A 17,695-nucleotide genomic window follows, 5' to 3' on the forward strand; every position below is an offset into this window, starting at 1 on the left:
TCAGCAGCGTTCGACTCCGGGGCTCAGCAAACGTGGCGCCCGGTCGGCCTCCTCGGGCCGGCCGGGCAGCACGAGGCGTAGCGGAGCGCGCACCAGTGCGCGGATCGTGCGGGGAGTCCATGGCGTCATGGGGAGCCAGTCCTGCAGTGCAGTCATTGCTCGCGTCCTTTGCTCGTGTTCACCCGGCGCACATTCGGCAGCGAACGCGCTTTGGTACGAGTGTACCGATCATGACCGACGATGCCCGGCATTTCACGAGCGTAACTTAGGTCACCCTAACTAAAGCTGGCTACCGACTGCGAGCCCACTATCAGTTGGGTACCAGACTCAGGCGAACATCCGGCCCGATGGCAGTGATGCCGTCGAACCCCCACCGCTGCGCGTGGGTGATGCTCGGCACCCCGATGTCATCGACCGCAGTTATCGGGCCGCCCAGCAATATCGGCGCCACATAGGCCAGGATCCGGTTGACCACTCCTGCCCGCAGGAACGCTCCGGCCAGGGTCGGTCCGCCCTCCAGAAGCACGTCGGTCCGGTCGCCGAGCGACCGCATCACCTCGTGCGGATCATGCGTACGGATCAGCATCGTGTGCGAATCGTCGTTGAGCACCTTGGCGTCCGGCGACACCTCGCGCATACCCACCACGACCCGCAGGGGCTGATGACCGGTCAGCGAACCGTCGGCCCGACGCGCCGTCAACGTCGGATCGTCGACGAACACGGTCCCGGTACCGACCACGATCGCGTCGGCCGCGGCCCGCTTGCGATGGACGTCCGCGCGGGCGGCCTCACTCGTGATCCACTGGCTGGAACCGTCGGCGGCGGCGCTGCGGCCGTCCACACTCGTCGCGAATTTCCATGTGACATGCGGCAATCCGGTGCGCTGCTTGTGCAGCCACTCGCGCAGCGGTCCCTTTTCGACCTCGTCCGCCAGCACCCCGGCGCTGACCGTGACGCCGGCCTCGGCGAGCCGGTGCGCCCCGCCTTCCGCCGCCGGGTTGGGATCGGACACCGCGAAGGTGACCGACGAAATCCCTGCTGCCAGAAGCGCATCCACGCACGGCGGGGTGCGACCGTGGTGATTGCACGGTTCCAGGGTGACCACGGCGGTGCCACCCTTGGCACGGTCCCCGGCCGCCCGCAATGCCATCACCTCGGCGTGCGGGCCTCCGACGGGTTGCGTCCCGCCGACACCGGCGATCTGCCCGTCGCTGTCCAGGATCACCGCGCCGACCGGCGGGTTCGGGTAGGTCGAGCCCTTGACCTGTTCGGCTTGCTCGATGGCCAGCCGCATTGCGGCCTCGGGCGTCATAGCGTCAGATGTCTCGAGGCGCTCGCCGCCTGCCGACGCAGGGACTTCACCGCGGCGGCCGGATCGGCCGCGCTGTACACCGCCGAGCCGGCGACGAAGCAGTCCACGCCGGCCTCGGCCGCCTGCTCGATGGTGTCGGCATTGATGCCACCGTCGATCTCGACGACGATGGTCAGCTCACCCGAATCCACCAGCCGGCGCACGGTGCTCACCTTGGAGAGCACCTCCGGGATGAACTTCTGCCCACCGAAGCCGGGCTCCACCGACATCACCAGGAGGGTGTCGAACTCCGTGAGGATCTCCAGATACGGCTCCAACGGGGTGCCGGGCTTCACCGACAGGCCCGCCTTGGCGCCGGCGGCGCGGATATCGCGCGCCACCCCGATCGGGTTGTCGGTGGCCTCGGCGTGGAACGTGACGTTGTAGGCGCCCGCCTCGGCGTACGGCGGTGCCCAGCGTTCGGGTTGGTCGATCATCAGATGGCAGTCCATCGGGATGTCGGTCGCCTTGAGCAGGGACTCGACCACGGGCAGACCCAGCGTCAGGTTGGGCACGAAATGGTTGTCCATCACATCGACGTGCAGCCAGTCGGCCCCGGCCACCGCGGCGACCTCATCGGACAGCCGCGCAAAGTCAGCGGACAGGATGGACGGGGCGATCAGGGGTTCTGCCATGGCGATCACCCTACTTTCAGCGCCGCGGCGAACATCGCATCGGTCCCGTGCCGGTGCGGCCACAGCTGGACGTGCGGTCCGTCCCCGAGGTCGTCGGCCGGGGCAAACAACTCGCGGGCGTCCAGCTGGGTCACCGGATGCCGGCGCACCGCGTCGGCCACCACCCCGACCGTCTCGGCCAGGTGCGGCGAGCAGGTCGCGTAGAGGACCACGCCGCCGGGGCGGGTCAGCGAAATGGCCGCGGCAAGCAGTTCACGCTGCAGTTTCGCCAGCCCGGGGACGTCACCGGGCTGCCGACGCCAACGGGCCTCCGGGCGCCGGCGCAGCGCTCCCAACCCGGTGCAGGGTGCATCGACCAGGACCCGGTCGAAGCCGGGCTCCAGGCCGGATTCCCGGCCGTCCACACGACGCACGTCGACGTAGAGACCGCGCGTGTTCTCCTCCACCAGATCGGCACGCCGCGGCGTGGGCTCGACCGCGGTGACCCGGGCCCCCGAGGCCGCACCGATGGCGGCCAGCAGTGCGGTCTTACCACCCGGGCCCGCACACAGGTCCAGCCAGCGACCGTTGTCCGGGCCGTCGAGTTCGGCCAGGGTCAGGGCGCGGGCGACCAGCTGGCTGCCCTCGTCCTGCACCTGGGCCGCACCGTCGCGCACGGCCGCCAACTGTCCGGGGTCGCCACCGGGCAGATACACCGCGTAGGGCGAGTAGCGGCCCACTGTGCCGTCGGACTGTGCGGCCAGCTCGGCCGCGGTCAGTGCGGTGGGCCGCGCCGCCAGGTGGACCACCGGACGTTCGTCGTCACTGGTGAGCAGGGCGTCGAGTTCACCGGCCCGAGCCCCCAGCGCATCGGTGAAGGCCTGGGCGATCCACCGCGGGTGGGCATGCAGGAACGCGGCGTGCCCGACCGGATCGGTGGCCGCCGGCGGTGCCAGCTGTTCCATCCATTCCTGCTCGGTGCTCCGGGAGATCGTCCGCAACACGCCGTTGACGAAACCGGCTCGGGCCGAGTCGAATTCGATCCCGGCCTGCTCGACGGTGGTGGACACCGCGGCGTGTGGTTCGACCCGCGTGCGCAGCAGCTGGTAGGCGCCCAACCGCAACAGGTCGAGCAGCACCGGATCGATCCGGTCTGTCGGGCGCCCGGCCGCCGCGGCGATGACCGCGTCGAGCAGCCCCTTCGTCCGGCAGGCGCCGTAGGTCAGCTCGGTGGCGAAGGCCGCGTCGCGTCCCTCGATCCCCCGTTCGCGCAGCAGTGCGGGCAAGGCCAGGTTGGCATAGGAGTCCCGCTCCGATACGGCGCGCAGCACGTCGAACGCCGCGCGGCGGGCGGGATCCAGCGGTGTGCGCCTGGTCGGGCGCTTGCCTTGCGTCGCACGGTTGGGCCGGTTCGGCGTATTGCTCATGATGCGCGCACCGATTCCTCCAACCGCGCGCCGCGGGCCCAGTCGGCAGCGTTCATGAGTTTTTTGCCGGGCGGCTGGATCTGCCCCAGCCGTACCGGTCGTGAGCCGGTACCGACCAACACCGCATTGCGTTCGACACGGATTTCGCCGGGCGCCAACGAATCTTCCGACTGTTCCACCGTGACCGGACCGACCTTGACCCGCAGGTCCCCGATCATCGTCCAGGCCCCGGGATTCGGGGTGACCGCACGGATCTGCCGGTCGATGACGTGGGCCGGCAGGTCCCAACGCACCCGGGCCGACTCCACGGTGATCTTGGGCGCCAGGCTCACCCCGTCGGCCGGCTGGGGCACTGCGGTCAGCGCTCCCTCGGCGACGCCGTCCAGCGTGGACTCCAGCAGCGCCGCACCCGAATCAGCAAGCCGCCCAAGCAGTTCGCCCGCCGTGTCGGTGTCACGCACCCGCTCGGTGACCACCCCGTAGACCGGACCGGAGTCGAGTGCCGGTTCGATCAGGAAGGTCGTGGCCCCGGTCACCTCGTCACCGGCGGCCAGGGAGGCCTGCACCGGCGCCGCTCCGCGCCAGGCAGGCAGCAACGAGAAGTGCAGGTTGATCCAGCCGTGCTTGGGCACCGCGAGCAGCCGTTCACTCAGCAGGGCGCCGTAGGCGACCACGGCACAGCAATCCGGTGCCAGCTCGGACAGCTCGGCGATGAACTCGTCGGAATTGGGCTTGGCCGGCCGTAGGACCGGTATCGCGTGCTCGAGTGCCAGCTTCGCGACCGGCGACGGTTCGGGCTTGCCGCGTCGTCCGGCGGCGGCGTCGGGCCGGGTCAGGACCGCGACCACGTCGTGACGGGGCGAGTCGATCAGCCGCTGCAACGACGGGAGGGCGGGCTCTGGGGTTCCGGCAAAGACGAGGCGCACCGAATCAGTCTAGGTATCCGGTCCGCTGCTTCCCTAATGCGGCGATTGGTAGTACTCCCGCTCGGACACTCCGGCCAGCGGGGCGAGATACACCCAGGGAATGGTGCCGACGAGCCGGTTGAGAGTGGCCACAGCATCGTTGTAGTACTGCCGGGCGAACGCCAGCTTGTTCTCGGTGTCGGCCAGGTTTTCCTGCAAGTTCAGGAAGTTGTTCGACGAATTGAGTTGCGGGTAGGACGATCCCAGCGCCAGCACCCCGGTCAGCGCGGAGTCGAGATCACGTTCGGCAGCGCTGCGCTGTACCACTGAGGCTCCGCCGGTCGCCGAGGTCAGCGCCGCCTGGGCACTGCTGACCCGGCCGAGGACCGCCGTCTCGTGTGTGGCGAACGTCGCCACGGTCTGCACCAACGCCGGGATCAGCGCCGCCCGGCGGGTCAGCTCGACGTCGATGCCGCTCAACGCCTCGGCGACGTGCACCTCGGCCGCCCTCAGCTTGTTGTAGCCGATGACGAAGCCCACCAAGACCGCCACCGCGAGTACCAGCACCACGACCAGCAGCAGGCTCACCACGATCCGCCTCCCCCTCCTCCGCCGCCGCCGCCACCTCCGCCGGACGACGACGATCCGCCGCCCGACGAAGAGGAGGACGACGACTGGGAGGCGGTGTACGCCCCGATCGACGACGATAGTGCCGATTCGAAACTGTCGAAGTCCGCACCGCCGGATCCGCCGGCGAACCCGTGGCCGCTGTCCGACGAGGACGACGACGAGTTGTACCAATCCGGTTGGGGCGCAGCGGCGCCCATGGTGTCCTGGTATTTCTTGGCCCACAGCGCGGCGGCACCGCCGGCCACCGCGAACGGGATGTAAGCCAGGTAGAGGTCCTTGCGGGCGGCGAAGTCGAACCTGGTCTCGGCGGAGTCGGTGGACAGCAGGCGGTGAAACCCTTCTGCCCGCGACCACAATTCCCGGCCTGCGGGAGTACGGCGGGTCCCTACCCCGCCCGACCAGCCACGCAATGAGCACAGGAAGAACGCCGCGAAGGGCAGCCCCCACACCGTCATCGGGATTCCGAACCAGAGCCAGAAGCCCGCAAGTGCGGCGAAGAACGCCGCGACGTTGGCGACGCGGATCCACAGCTCCTTGCGGCGCTTGACCATGAAGCCGCCGTCGAAGGCCCATTTGCGTACGGCCACAGCCATGTCGGCTTTGGCCTTGCTCAGCTTCTTGCCCGATGTCGCGGTGTTCTTGGCGGAGAACTCGGCACCCACCGACATCACCTTCAGCGCGGCACCCACGTCGATGCCGACCGGATCGACGCCGGTCCACTCCGCCGGCTTCGCGAGACCCTTGACCTTCCAATGTTTGTCACTGACCTGCCGCAGTTCCACCAGACCGCGCTCGGCGAGGTGGAACAGCGTCGCACTGAGACCGTTCGCGGGGACGGTCTCGGTGCGGATGAACTCGGTCTGCACCGGCCCGAGCCCTTCCGGCGGGGCGTACTGCACCGGAAATCCCGGCGACGGCTCGACGGTGCTCCGCGACCAGAAGTAGGCGAGCAGTCCCATCCCGGCGGTGAGCAGGGCGATCCAGGCCAGTGCGGTCATCGACCGGCCGAGGATCCGGTCCCAGGTGAACGGCCACGGCAGGGTGGTCTGCGGCGGTGTGGCCACGTCGACCCCGGCGCGCAACGTCACCGGGGTGTGGGGCTCCAGGCCGGTCGCCACCAGGCGCACGGTGTTGCCATCGGTGCGCAGGTCCGTGCAGGCGCTGCCGACACCGAACCCGACACTGCAACCGGCTCCGGTGATCTCGGCGGGCAGGGTGACGGAGATGTCGGCACGCTCGATGGTGTTGTTCCAGGCCGGTGCGACGACGTTCCAGTAGAAGGCCGATCGCGCATCGGGGCTACCGGTGTTCGCGGCGAACTGACGGTTGACACCGACGGTGCCCGGATCGAGCACGCCGTCGATGATGTAGCGGAGCTCGAAGACGTGGCTGCCCCAGTCCAGGGTGGTGGCGGGGTCGCCGATCTTGGCCACCCGGAACCGTTTGCCGCTCTCCCACAGCAGTTGGTAGGGCACCGGAGCCCCGTCGAGGGTGATCGACGTGATCTCAGGTACCTGCCGGACGCGGGCATTGTTCTGATTCGCCACATCCCAGTAGCGGAAGATGCCGTGCCGGCCGCTGGGAAAATCGCCGGTGATCGTCTCGACCGCGGTCATCCGTCCATCGGCGTCGACGGTGAAATCGGCCCGGTAGTCGGTGATCACCACCGGATCGGCGGGCCCCACGGCGGGACCCGACGCTGACCCACCGGTGAACACCAGTGGCCATAGCAGACCAAAGGCGATGAGTCCCAACGTAAACAGCCACGAGAACACCCGGCGCATGGCAGCCTCCTGGTTCGGCACTCACCGATACCGGGTGAGGTGTTCGCCCTACCCTATGTGCAACGGGTCGATTTGGATACGACATGGTTGCTGATCCTTGCGCGCGCTGAGCACCGCGGTGGCCTTGCGAAGCGCGGCCGCCAACTCCAGGCCCCCACCCCTGGGCACCCGGACCAGCATCCGGCTCACCTCGGCGTCGGCGTCCAGGCCCGGTGGCCGGCGCGCTCCGACCGGGAGTTCCACCGGCCCGAGAGTTTCCGCGGCGTCGGGCAACTGCGCGGTCAGCAACAACGCCGACACTGCCGCGGTCGTCCCGTCGATGGCGGCCATGTGCACCGCAGGTGGCAGTCCCACCTCACCGCGGCCGTCGAGCTCGGCGTCGGCATGCCCCACCGGATCCCACCGGATCAGCGCCTGCACGGTGGCGATCGCCGACTCCGCCACCACGGCCACCACCCCGCCGTCGGTGCGCGGCCGGACCAGGGCCGCGGCGGCCATCCATCGACGCAGCGTGTCCTCGGCGGCACGCAGATCCTGCCGGCCCAACAGCGCCCACGCGTCGAGCAGCAGGGCCGCGCCGTAGCCGCCTTCGGCGATCGGCTCCGCACCCGGAGTGCTGACCACCAGGGCCGGTCCGGCTCCCACCGCACCGAGTACCGCGTCGCCGCCCGAGGTGATCACCGAGGTGCCCGGGAACGCCCGGCCCAACTCCTCCGCGGTGCGGCGCGCCCCCACCACGACCGCCCGCACCGCATCCGAACCGCAACGCGCACAACGTAATGCGGGTTCGGCCCGGCCGCACCACCGGCATTCGGCGGCTGCGCTCCCGCGGTCCGGCAAGGCCAACGGGCCGGTGCAGTGCCTGCAGCGGGTCACGGCGCGACACCGCGCACAGGCCAGCGCAGGCACGTAGCCGCGGCGCGGAACCTGGATGAGCACCGGATGTTCGGCCTGCAGCGCCGAACGGGCCGCCTGCAGCGCCATGGACGGCAGCCGGGCGGTGTGGGCGGCGGGGTCACGTTCCTGCGCGTACCCGCTGTCTTCCAGCGCGACCACCCGTGGTGCGGCGGCGCGAACCACCGGCCGGGCCGCCACCACGTCGTGCGCCCAGCGGGTCCGCACCAGGGCTTGCGCCTCGGCGGTCCGCGCGTAGCCGCCGATGATCGCGGCACAGCGCAGCTGATGCGCTCGCAGCATGGCGACCTCGCGGGCATGGGGGTACGGCGCGCGCGGCTCGGCGAGGTTGTCGTCGCCGTCGTCCCACACCAGCACCAACCCGAGGTTGGTCACCGGGGCGAACACCGCACTGCGGGTGCCGATCACCACCTGGGCCTGTCCGCGCAGCGCAGCCAGCCAGCGGCGGTACCGGGCCGACGGGCCGAGCCCGGCCGACAACGCCACCACCCGCGACGCGGGCACCTGTTCGGTCGCCGCGGCATGCAGCGCATCCACGTCGCGCTGATCCGGCACCACGGCCACCACGCCCAGACCCGCGTTGACCGCGACGGCGGCCGCCTCGGCCAGCCGGTGTGCCCAGTTCTCGCCGGGCAGCGCCTGCCACACGGCCCGCGCCGCGCGGCCTTCACCGATTGCGGTCAGGAACTGTTCGCCACGGCCGTAACGCCCCCACGCGCTGGTGTCGACCGGAACGGCCGCGACCGGCTCCGGCTCGGCGGAAGTCTGCTTCTCGGCCCTGGCGTGGCGCGGTGGCACCGCCAGGCGCAGCACGTCCGCGCGTGTTCCGGCGTAGCGCGCCGCGACAGCGTCGACGAGCCGCCGGATCTCCGCGGTGAGTACCGGCTCGGGCGAGACCACCCGATCGAGCCAGCCCAGCTTGCCGGTGTGGTCGGTGTCGGACCGCCGCTCCAGCAGATAGGCGTCGACCAGCCTGCCGTTGAAACGCACCCGGACCCGCACGCCGGGCTGGGCGTCGTCGGATTGCTCCTCCGACACCAGATAGTCGAACTCCCGGTCCAGGTGCGGAACGGTGAGTAGGGGAAGCACCCGCGCGATGGGCTCATGCTCGGCGGCGCGGCGGGTGATGGTCACTGTGCAGGTTTAGCAGGAGCTTGTGTCGCGCGCCGGAAGAAGAGGCCGGCGGTGATCAGTACCAGTGACGCCGCGTAGCCCCACCAGATCGGGACAGCGAGCAACTGGTCGCCGCGCACGAACTGGCTGATACCGATCATCGCGTCCGACACCGCGAAACACACCCCGCCGAGCGCGGTCCACAGGGTGGGCAGCCGGGCCAGCAACGCGGCGGACACCATGGCGCCGAGCACGGCGATGTAGGCGACGACCGGGACGGCCATCCCCTGTTCGACGAGACGGGGCCAGAACCAGGTCAGCAGTGCCAGGCAGGCCAGGACGGTGAGTGCGACGGCGATCAGTCGCGGGGTCGAACGCCGCGCCAGCGGCACCAGGACGCCGAGAAAGCACAGGTGCGCGACCAGGAATGCGCCCAGACCGAGCACGAAGGACGGCTCCCACCACGGGATGGCGAGCAGGAAGTCGCCGAGCGCGGAGAACAGCAGCGCACCGACGAGCCAGCGACGTTCCCGCACAATCGGATGTGACCACGCCGCCGCGGCCAGCAGGACCGCCGCCAGCGCCTTCACCGCAGGTTGGAGGGTGAATTGACCGGTCAGATCGGCACCTCTCGGCAACTGCGTCGCAGTGACGATCAGGAATACGCCATAGCCCGCGGCGACGACCACGGCCGCCACCCACAACCACACCGTGACGCGGGTTGCGTACGGTTGCGGGATGTCCGTTGCTGACGAAAAACCGGCTGTCGATGCCATCCTGCAGAAGGTACTGGAGGCAGTGCCGTTCCAACTATCTACTGACATTGGCGTCGAGGAAGCCCGGCGCCAATTCAGCGAGATTCCGCGGATGCCGGTCCACCCCGATGTGAAGACCGAGGACCGCGAGATCCCCGCGCCGGCCGGCCCGGTCCCGGTCCGCGTGTACCGGCCGCCGACCGCCGACGGTGCGTCGCTGCCGGTCATCGTGTTCATCCACGGTGGCGGCTGGGCACTGGGTGACCTGGACAGCTACGACGGCACGGCCCGCCAGCATGCCGTGGGCGCCAACGCGGTGGTGGTGTCGGTGGACTACCGGCTGGCTCCCGAGCACCCGTACCCCGCCGCGGTCGAAGACGTCTGGGCCGTGACGCAGTGGGTGGCCGCCAACGCCGCAGAGCTGGGCGTCGACGCCGACCGGATGGCCGTCGCCGGCGATTCTGCGGGCGGCAACCTCAGCGCGGTGGTGGCGCTGCTGGCGCGTGACGCCGGGGTCCCGTTGCGTTTGCAGCTGCTCTGGTACCCCGCGACCACATGGGACACCAGCCTGCCGTCGTTCACCGAGAACGCCAAGGCACCGATCCTCGGGCTCGACGCCGTCACAGGGTTCTCCCGTTGGTACGCCGGTCACGTCGATCTTTCGGACCCACCGGCCACGCTGGTGCCGGCCCGTGCGGCCGACCTGTCCGGACTCGCGCCGGCCTACGTCGCGGTGGCCGGCCATGACCCGTTGCGCGACGACGGCATCCGCTACGCCGAATTGCTGGCTGCCGCAGGCGTTCCGGTGCAGCTCGACAATGCCGAGACCCTGGTGCACGGCTACCTCGGCTACGTCGGCGTGGTGCCCGCCTCCACCGAATCGTTCGAGAAGGCCATCGCCGCGCTGCGGGATGCGCTGCACGGCTGACGGTCTCTGTCCCCTACTCGTCAAGATGGTTTCTGCCGGGCCACAACGACATTCGACGGATGATCCCGTCACGTAGCACCAGCCCGTGGAACAGCACCGCACAGATGTGTGCGGTGAACGTCGCGAACAACAGGTAGGCGGCCACGGTGTGTGCCGTGCGCAGTGCCGCGTAGAGGGTGATGTTGTGCGGGGCGATCGCCGGAAGGTGAAGCGCCCCGAACAACACGATCGGCGATTGCGCGGCCGACAGCATGGCCCATCCGATCAGGGGCTGCACCAAAAGAAGCGCGTACAGCAGGTATTCGGAGTAGCTGGCGACCCGTCGTTCCACGGGCCCCATGGTCTTCAGAAATGGCGGCAGTCGGCGGGTGAGCCGGTTCACGAGCCGCACGATCGCGAACACCAGGATCGCGATACCCAACGGCCGGTGAATGGCGAGCAGCAACGGGTAGTAACTGAGCGCCGCGATCATCGTGACACCGATGAAGAATTGCGCGATCACCATGACCGCCATCGACCAGTGCAGCAGCCTGGCCGCCAGGTTGAACTTCGTGATCGGCGGCTTCGTCGCGGTGGTCATCACGCACCCCCGGGGACGACGACTGCGCTGGGCGACTTGGGTTCTCGGGCCCTTCGGTTGAAGGACCGGGCATAGACCGCGGATCGGGCGCTCGGCAGTGGATCGTCAGAGGCGGCGAGCCCGTCGGGCAGCACGAGTGGGTCGAAGTTGACATCGCGGGCGTTGCCGGGTGCCTCGGTCTGTACGGCATCGATGGTGATGGTGCCCGCATCGATGGTGGCGCGGTTCTGCGGCCACGGCAGGGTGGCGTCGTGGGTGGGATCGGTGGGGTCGGCCAGGGTGAGGATGAGCTTCCAGCTGACCGGGCCACGGGCAACAGTGTCGATGAGCGCGTCGAAGAGGACGTCCCTGTCGTTGCCGAGGGGCTGCCCGGCGGGCAGCTCCCCTGTCATCGGCACGGCCGCCCACCGGATCGCCGTCGTCTCGCCCTGGGCGTTGGTAGCTCGGAACGCGTTGAGGCCGCGGTACGTACTGTCTGCGAACCCTGCACTCGGCGAAGACTGCTTGATGATCTTCATCGCCGCGGCGGTTTCCGGGTGGTCGGCCAGGAACGCCGTCATCGCCTGCGGATCCGGCTTGCCGGTCTCTGGAACGGGACGCGAGGCCAGCATCCGGTCATAGAAACCCCGCGGGGTGCTGTCGGGGAACACCGGAAGATTCACCATCGCGACGCGCCACTGCTCGCCGTCGGGCAACCGGAACATCAGACCCAGTCCCCTGACCGTGTCGGGTTTGTCGGGTTGATCGGGCAGCCCACCGGACAGCGAGAACCGTCCGATGACTGGCACAGTCCCGGGTTTGAACACCGCCGCCCTGCTCACCTGAGCGCCCGCGCCCGTGCTGGTGAACGTTCCCGTCGCGGCCAGTCCCTTGGCGTGGTTGCGGCGGAATCCCTCGTGACGGCCGGAGACCTGTTCGAAGCGGTCGGCGAAATCCGCCGGAGTCAGCGCACCGGGCCGCAGCCAGCCCGCCGCCTCGGCGAGACCGCCGACACCGACCGCCGCGACACCGCCGACCGCGGCCAGACCGAGCAGCGCGCCCCTGCGACTGAGCACCGGTCGAACACCCGGGGATCGAGCCTGCGATTCGTTCTCCCCCGCATCGTCTGCCAACGAGGAGTCGTCATCGGATTCCATCGTGGTCGTTCCCCTTTCCCGCGCCGCCCTCGGCCTAGTGTGAAACGAACTGCCGGGCGCCGCGGTTCATTCCCTCAGCGTGTCTGTGAGAACGTGCTCGGCGGCACCCCGTGCCAGCGTTTGAACGCGTGGCAGAACGTCGAGGTCTCGGTGTAGCCGAGGCGCCGCGATACCTCGTCGACGGTCAGCCCGACATTGCACAGCAAATCGCGCGCGAGCGCCGAGCGTGCCTCGTTCACCAACGCGCGGAATGACGTGCCCTCGTCGGCGAGCCGGCGCCGCAATGTGCGCGGATGCATGTCGAGCTCGGCTGCCACGTCGGGCAGGGCCGGAAACCGGCCGGTATCGCGAAAAAGCTTGCTGCGCACCACAGCCGTGATACCGCGACGTTGCTCGTAGCGCTGCATCAGCGCATCGCACTGGGCGATGCACAGATCGAGCGTGTACGGATCAGCTTGCGGCAGCGGCTCGTCGAGCATGGCGCGGGGAAAGTGCAATCGGGAGTGCGCACGGCCGAACGCCACGTTCGGCAGCGGCATCAACGTCAGCAGCGGCTGCAGCACTTCTTCGTCGATCGACACCTCCGCAGATATCCGGTCGGAGTACTGCGCCACCACCGGATACGCGAAACTTGTTGTAGTGGCGATCATTCCGGCGATATCCCGTTCGACGAAGAAGCGCTGGACGTCGCGGGGCAGATGGCCGGCGTTGAGTTCGAGTACACAGTCCTCGGCACCCTCGAACAGTTGCAGATCGATCTGCAGGGTCGTCAGGGCGAAATACCGCATCCCGATACTGAACAGTTCGCGCAGGGTGGCACAGGACATGACGGCGAACCCGAACAGTCCCATGTGCGTCAGGGCCGACCGGCCACCGACATCGATGCCCAGTCCGGGTTCATCGGGAAGGCGGGCCTGCAGGTGGCGGACCGCCAGGATCTCGTCGTGGGCACTGATCACACCATCGGGGTCATCGAGATCCGCTGGCGTCACACCGGTTCCGGCCAGCACCTGCGCCGCACTGACGCCGCGCTCCACGGCCACCTCGCACAGCACCCGGGTGGCATGGATCGGATGGCACACGTCGGCCGACCATGTTGATCGCGAGATCGAACCCGACCTGGCCATGGTCCGCCTCCAGCCGCTGTCCCAAAATCCCAACTCTGTGTCCGATAGTCCCATTCCTCGTCGGTCTTGTCACTCATACGCTGGATTCATGGCGGCGCCGGCGGCACGACTGAGCACGTGGACCATGACCCGCGAGGCCATCACGGTCGGATTCAGCACAGACGGAGGCTTCCTGGCCCGGACCCAAGGCCGGGACATCACCCGGTTCCGCTGTGCAGGACGGCGTTTCGTATCGATCACGCATCCTGATTACGTCGACCATGTGCTGCACCAGGCGCGCCTTCGGTACGTCAAATCCAACGAGTACGAACCGATTCGGGCGGCGGCGGGGATCAACCTGCTGACCGACGAGGGCGACTCCTGGGCCGGTCACCGCACGGCACTGAATCCGACGTTCGCGCGCCGTCACCTCAATACGATCGTCGACCTGATGATCGACCCGATCGAACGGGCCACGGACGAGCTCACCGAACAGGGCGACGGCGTGCAGTTCGACATGCACGCGGCAATGGTGGAAACGACCCTACGGGTGGTCTCCAACGCGCTGTTCAGCCAGGATTTCGGCCCGATCGTTCACAGCATGCGAGACCTCACGACCCGTGGACTCCGACGCACCGAACTGCTGGCCAGACTCGGGCTCCTGGGCCTGCTCCCCCGCCCGGTCTACGACGCCATCGCCACCAGCACGTTCTCCGGGATCCCGCTGCCCCCACCGCTTCGCGAAGGCCAGCGGATCGCCCTTGCTCTCGACACCGCGGTGAACACCGTGCTCGACGAGCGTCTCGCCCATCCCACGGAATCGGCCGACCTGCTCAACGTGTTGTTCGGCGCCGACGACGGAACCTGGCCCCGCCGGCGCGTCAGGGACGAGGCGCTGACGTTCATGCTCGCGGGGCACGAGACGACCGCCAACGCGATGGCGTGGTTCTGGTTCCTGATGGCGCGCCATCCCGAAGCCCGGGACCGGATGCTGGCCGAGGTCGATGACGTGATCGGGGCGCGTCGTCCCACAGCCGCCGACCTGACCCGGCTGCCGTGGACGACCGCGTGCCTTCAGGAGTCGCAGCGGTACTACTCCGCGGTGTGGATCGTCGCGCGCGAGGCCGTCGAACCCGACGCCATCGACGGCCATCGCATCCGTCCGGGCACCACGGTGGTCATCCCGATTCACCAGATCCACCACGACAGCCGATGGTGGCCCGATCCGGAAACCTTCGACCCCCGCCGTTTTCTCGGCGATGCGCCCAAGAACCGCCCCCGCTCGGCCTATCTCCCCTTCGGGGGCGGGCGCCGCATCTGTACCGGACAGAGTTTCGCGCTGATGGAGATGGCGCTGATCGCCGCGATCATGAGCCGGCGGTTCGTATTCGACCTCAATCCTGATCACTCGGTGGAGTTGGAGGCTACGTTGACGTTGCGACCCAAACACGGCGTTCATATGACCGGACGCAGCCGGGAGGTGGCCTGATGCCCGACTTTCACACCCTCATCGTCGGCGCCGGATTCTCCGGCATCGGCGCCGCCATCGCGTTGGACAAGGCGGGGCTGCACGACTATCTGATCGTGGAGGCCGGACACGGAGCCGGTGGAACCTGGTTCTGGAACACCTACCCCGGTGTGGCCGTGGATATCCCGTCGTTCTCCTACCAGTTCTCGTTCGAGCAGTCGCGGGTGTGGTCACGCACCTACGCCCCCGGCAATGAGTTGCGCGCCTACGCCGACAACTGCGTCGACAAGTACGGCCTGCGGCCCCGGATCCGGTTCAACACCACCGTCGCCCGCGCGGTCTTCGATGACGGGGAGAACCTGTGGCGGCTGGATCTCGGCTCGGGCGAGACACTGACGGCCCGGTTCCTGGTCAATGCCAGCGGGGTGCTGACCGTCCCGAAGCTGCCCGAGATCGACGGCGTGGACTCCTTCGCCGGAACCACCGTGCACACCGCCCGCTGGGATCACACCCTGGATTTGACGGGTAAGCGGGTGGCGATCATCGGTACCGGCGCGTCAGCGGTCCAGGTGATCCCCGAAATCGCCCCGAAGGTCAAACAGCTCACGGTGTTTCAGCGCACCCCGATCTGGTGCTTCCCGAAGTTCGACGTGCCGATCCCGCCGGTCGCACGCTGGGCGCTGCGGCTGCCCGGCGGCCGGACGCTGCACCGCCTGATCAGCCAGGCGTACGTGGAGTTCACGTTCCCGCTCGCCGCGCAGTACTTCACGATCAACCCGTTCGCCAAGCGGGCCGGTGGAGCCGGCCGGGCGTACCTACGCCAACAGGTGCGTGATCCGGAGGTGCGCGACAAGCTCACACCTCGGTACGCGGTGGGATGTAAGCGACCCGGCTTCCACAACAGCTATCTGGCCACATTCAACCGGGACAACGTCCGGTTGGTCACCGAACCGATCGACAAGATCACCGGCTCCGGTGTCGCGACCAGCGACGGTGAGAGCCATGACGTCGACGTGCTGATCCTGGCCACCGGCTTCAAGGTGATGGACGTCGACGCGCTGACGTTCGACATCGTGGGGTCGGGCGGGCAGTCGCTGAGCGAGTTCTGGAAGCAGCACCGGATGCAGGCCTACGAAGGCGTCAGCGTTCCCGGTTTCGCGAACTTCTTCTCCGTGATGGGCCCGTACGGCTACGTCGGGTCGTCCTACTTCGCGATGATCGAGGCCCAGACCCGTCATCTGGTGCGGTGCATCGAGCAGGCCGACCGCCGGACGGCCCGCCGCGTCGAGGTCCGCCAGGAGGCCAACGACCGGTACTTCGCCGAGATGATGCGCAAGCGTCACCGCCAGATCTTCTGGCAGGACAGCTGCAGCCTGGCCAACAGCTACTACTTCGACCGCAACGGGGACGTGCCGCTGCGGCCCGCCACCACGTTCGAGGCGTACTGGCGCAGCCGCAGCTTCGACCTCGACGACTACGCGTTCACCTCGTAGCCGCCCCCGGCGTCAGTGATGACCGGGCTGCTGGTTCTGCCCGCCGTACGGGTTCTGCCCGCCGTACTGGTTCTGCCCGCCGTACTGGTTCTGCCCGCCCGGCCGCTGCTGCACGGTCTGCGTGGACGTCTGCGTCTGGGTCTCGGTTTGCGTCGCAGTGGCGGTAGCGGTGTCGGTCTGCGTGACGGTATCGGTCACCGGCGCCTGCTGCTGGCCGCCCTCGTGGTGGTGGCCGCCGCCACCGCCGCCGCCGGCGCTGCCGCCGCCCGAGGATCCGCTGTTGTCGTTCGCGGCGGTGGTCGCGGTCGTTGTCGGCGTCGTGGTGGTGGTCGTGGTGGTCTTCTCCGGGCCGGAGCCGTGCGAGCCGCACGCCACCGCGAACGAGGCCGCCAGCGCAGCCGTCCCGAGAGCGAGCGCGGCCCGTCGGCGCCGTGCCGCTGCCGGCGGAGAGTCGATCGTCATCGCAGAGGGTTCCTTCCGGTTGGGTCAAAAGAGCAACCGGAACATCCTGATCAACATCGATGGGAAAGCACTTGGCTGCATCTGTGTTGATGCTGTGTGGTCCTAGGATCTGAACATGGGTGCAGGATTCAACGACGAGACGGCGGCCAGGAAGAAAAAATCCCCGCGTGGCAGCCGGCCGAAACTGTCGAGCAAGGTGTATGAGGCCGAGTTGTTCCGGCTGCAAACCGAATTCGTGAAACTGCAGGAGTGGGTCAAACACACCGGCGCTCGTGTCGTAGTGGTATTCGAGGGTCGCGACGCCGCGGGCAAGGGCGGCACCATCAAACGGATCACCGAATATCTCAGCCCGCGTGTCGCCCGGGTGGCCGCGCTGCCTGCGCCCACCGAACGCGAGCGGGGCGAGTGGTACTTCCAGCGATACATCGCGCACCTGCCCGCCAAGGGCGAGATCGTGTTGTTCGACCGGTCTTGGTACAACCGCGCCGGTGTCGAACAGGTGATGGGATTCTGCACGCCACAAGAGCACCAGCTCTTCCTGCGACAGACGCCGATCTTCGAGCAGATGCTGGTCGAGGACGGGATCCTGTTGCGGAAGTACTGGTTCTCGGTCTCCGAGGACGAACAACTACGTCGGTTCAGGTCGAGGCTGAGCGACCCGGTCCGGCAGTGGAAGCTCTCGCCGATGGATCTGGAGTCGGTGTACCGCTGGGAGGACTACTCGCGGGCGAAGGACCAGATGATGGTTCATACCGATACTCCGCAAAGCCCTTGGTACATCGTCGAATCCGATGTCAAGAAGCACGCGCGGCTCAACATGATGGCGCATCTGCTGTCCACGATCGACCACCATGACGTAGAGCGGCCCCAGGTGACGTTGCCGGAACGGCCGGTGCCAGGAGCTGATTACCGACGCCCGTCGCGCGATCTGGCCCGATACGTCGACGATCATGTTGCGACACTGACCGGCGACCGCGAGTAGACCCCGGTATACACAACAGCCCCCGATCAGCGATCGGGGGCTGTTG

At 68.4% G+C, this 17,695-nt stretch carries 17 protein-coding genes; 4 read left to right on the forward strand and 13 right to left on the reverse strand.

What is annotated here, in order from left to right:
* The 9 genes from ACNQVK_RS21650 to ACNQVK_RS21690 form a co-directional block, all read right to left on the reverse strand.
* Window positions 1–156, reverse strand: a complete 156-nt coding sequence (locus ACNQVK_RS21650) for a hypothetical protein (protein WP_418031133.1) — start codon at window positions 154–156, stop codon at window positions 1–3.
* Window positions 157–310: 154 nt separating this feature from the next.
* Window positions 311–1,312, reverse strand: coding sequence for a bifunctional diaminohydroxyphosphoribosylaminopyrimidine deaminase/5-amino-6-(5-phosphoribosylamino)uracil reductase RibD (gene ribD, locus ACNQVK_RS21655; RefSeq protein ID WP_418031134.1), 1,002 nt, complete (start codon window positions 1,310–1,312; stop codon window positions 311–313).
* Complete coding sequence (gene rpe, locus ACNQVK_RS21660; RefSeq protein ID WP_418031135.1) at window positions 1,309–1,986, reverse strand: ribulose-phosphate 3-epimerase; 678 nt, start codon at window positions 1,984–1,986, stop codon at window positions 1,309–1,311. The genes ribD and rpe overlap by 4 nt, the downstream gene beginning before the upstream one ends.
* A gap of 5 nt (window positions 1,987–1,991) precedes the next feature.
* Entirely contained in the window at window positions 1,992–3,392 is a 1,401-nt protein-coding gene (locus tag ACNQVK_RS21665; protein ID WP_418031136.1) for an RsmB/NOP family class I SAM-dependent RNA methyltransferase, read from the reverse strand.
* Window positions 3,389–4,318, reverse strand: a complete 930-nt coding sequence (gene fmt, locus ACNQVK_RS21670; protein ID WP_418031137.1) for a methionyl-tRNA formyltransferase — start codon at window positions 4,316–4,318, stop codon at window positions 3,389–3,391. The genes ACNQVK_RS21665 and fmt overlap by 4 nt, the downstream gene beginning before the upstream one ends.
* A 33-nt stretch (window positions 4,319–4,351) precedes the next feature.
* Complete coding sequence (locus ACNQVK_RS21675) at window positions 4,352–4,888, reverse strand: LemA family protein (RefSeq protein WP_409551969.1); 537 nt, start codon at window positions 4,886–4,888, stop codon at window positions 4,352–4,354.
* Complete coding sequence (locus ACNQVK_RS21680) at window positions 4,882–6,711, reverse strand: DUF2207 domain-containing protein (RefSeq protein ID WP_418031138.1); 1,830 nt, start codon at window positions 6,709–6,711, stop codon at window positions 4,882–4,884. The genes ACNQVK_RS21675 and ACNQVK_RS21680 overlap by 7 nt, the downstream gene beginning before the upstream one ends.
* Window positions 6,712–6,759: 48 nt before the next feature.
* The gene (locus ACNQVK_RS21685) at window positions 6,760–8,760 is read right to left on the reverse strand and encodes a primosomal protein N' (RefSeq protein ID WP_418031139.1); all 2,001 of its coding nucleotides are present in this window, start codon (window positions 8,758–8,760) and stop codon (window positions 6,760–6,762) included.
* Complete coding sequence (locus ACNQVK_RS21690; RefSeq protein ID WP_418031140.1) at window positions 8,757–9,515, reverse strand: lysoplasmalogenase; 759 nt, start codon at window positions 9,513–9,515, stop codon at window positions 8,757–8,759. The genes ACNQVK_RS21685 and ACNQVK_RS21690 overlap by 4 nt, the downstream gene beginning before the upstream one ends.
* Between ACNQVK_RS21690 and ACNQVK_RS21695 the strand changes: the two genes are divergently transcribed.
* Complete coding sequence (locus ACNQVK_RS21695; RefSeq protein ID WP_418031141.1) at window positions 9,478–10,422, forward strand: alpha/beta hydrolase; 945 nt, start codon at window positions 9,478–9,480, stop codon at window positions 10,420–10,422. The genes ACNQVK_RS21690 and ACNQVK_RS21695 overlap by 38 nt on opposite strands.
* A 13-nt stretch (window positions 10,423–10,435) precedes the next feature.
* Here ACNQVK_RS21695 and ACNQVK_RS21700 read toward each other — a convergent pair whose 3' ends face one another.
* From ACNQVK_RS21700 to ACNQVK_RS21710, 3 genes are all read right to left on the reverse strand, one after another.
* On the reverse strand, window positions 10,436–11,002 hold the full coding sequence (locus ACNQVK_RS21700; protein WP_418031142.1) for a cytochrome b: 567 nt from the start codon (window positions 11,000–11,002) through the stop codon (window positions 10,436–10,438).
* Entirely contained in the window at window positions 11,002–12,138 is a 1,137-nt protein-coding gene (locus ACNQVK_RS21705) for a catalase family peroxidase (protein WP_418031143.1), read from the reverse strand. The genes ACNQVK_RS21700 and ACNQVK_RS21705 overlap by 1 nt, the downstream gene beginning before the upstream one ends.
* A gap of 74 nt (window positions 12,139–12,212) precedes the next feature.
* Window positions 12,213–13,265, reverse strand: coding sequence for an AraC family transcriptional regulator ligand-binding domain-containing protein (locus ACNQVK_RS21710; protein WP_418031144.1), 1,053 nt, complete (start codon window positions 13,263–13,265; stop codon window positions 12,213–12,215).
* An 88-nt stretch (window positions 13,266–13,353) separates the two neighbouring features.
* Between ACNQVK_RS21710 and ACNQVK_RS21715 the strand changes: the two genes are divergently transcribed.
* Complete coding sequence (locus tag ACNQVK_RS21715) at window positions 13,354–14,733, forward strand: cytochrome P450 (RefSeq protein ID WP_418031145.1); 1,380 nt, start codon at window positions 13,354–13,356, stop codon at window positions 14,731–14,733.
* The gene (locus tag ACNQVK_RS21720; RefSeq protein WP_418031146.1) at window positions 14,733–16,205 is read left to right on the forward strand and encodes a flavin-containing monooxygenase; all 1,473 of its coding nucleotides are present in this window, start codon (window positions 14,733–14,735) and stop codon (window positions 16,203–16,205) included. The genes ACNQVK_RS21715 and ACNQVK_RS21720 overlap by 1 nt, the downstream gene beginning before the upstream one ends.
* 12 nt (window positions 16,206–16,217) lie before the next feature.
* Here the strand turns inward: ACNQVK_RS21720 and ACNQVK_RS21725 are convergent, their stop codons facing one another.
* Window positions 16,218–16,667, reverse strand: coding sequence for a hypothetical protein (locus tag ACNQVK_RS21725; RefSeq protein WP_418031147.1), 450 nt, complete (start codon window positions 16,665–16,667; stop codon window positions 16,218–16,220).
* 115 nt (window positions 16,668–16,782) lie between these two features.
* Here ACNQVK_RS21725 and ppk2 point away from each other — a divergent pair, with 115 nt between their 5' ends.
* Complete coding sequence (gene ppk2 / locus ACNQVK_RS21730) at window positions 16,783–17,649, forward strand: polyphosphate kinase 2 (RefSeq protein WP_418031148.1); 867 nt, start codon at window positions 16,783–16,785, stop codon at window positions 17,647–17,649.
* Window positions 17,650–17,695 lie beyond the last annotated feature (46 nt).

Origin of the sequence: Mycobacterium sp. 134, from assembly GCF_048282715.1 — a bacterium.
GTDB classification, from domain to species: domain Bacteria; phylum Actinomycetota; class Actinomycetes; order Mycobacteriales; family Mycobacteriaceae; genus Mycobacterium; species Mycobacterium septicum.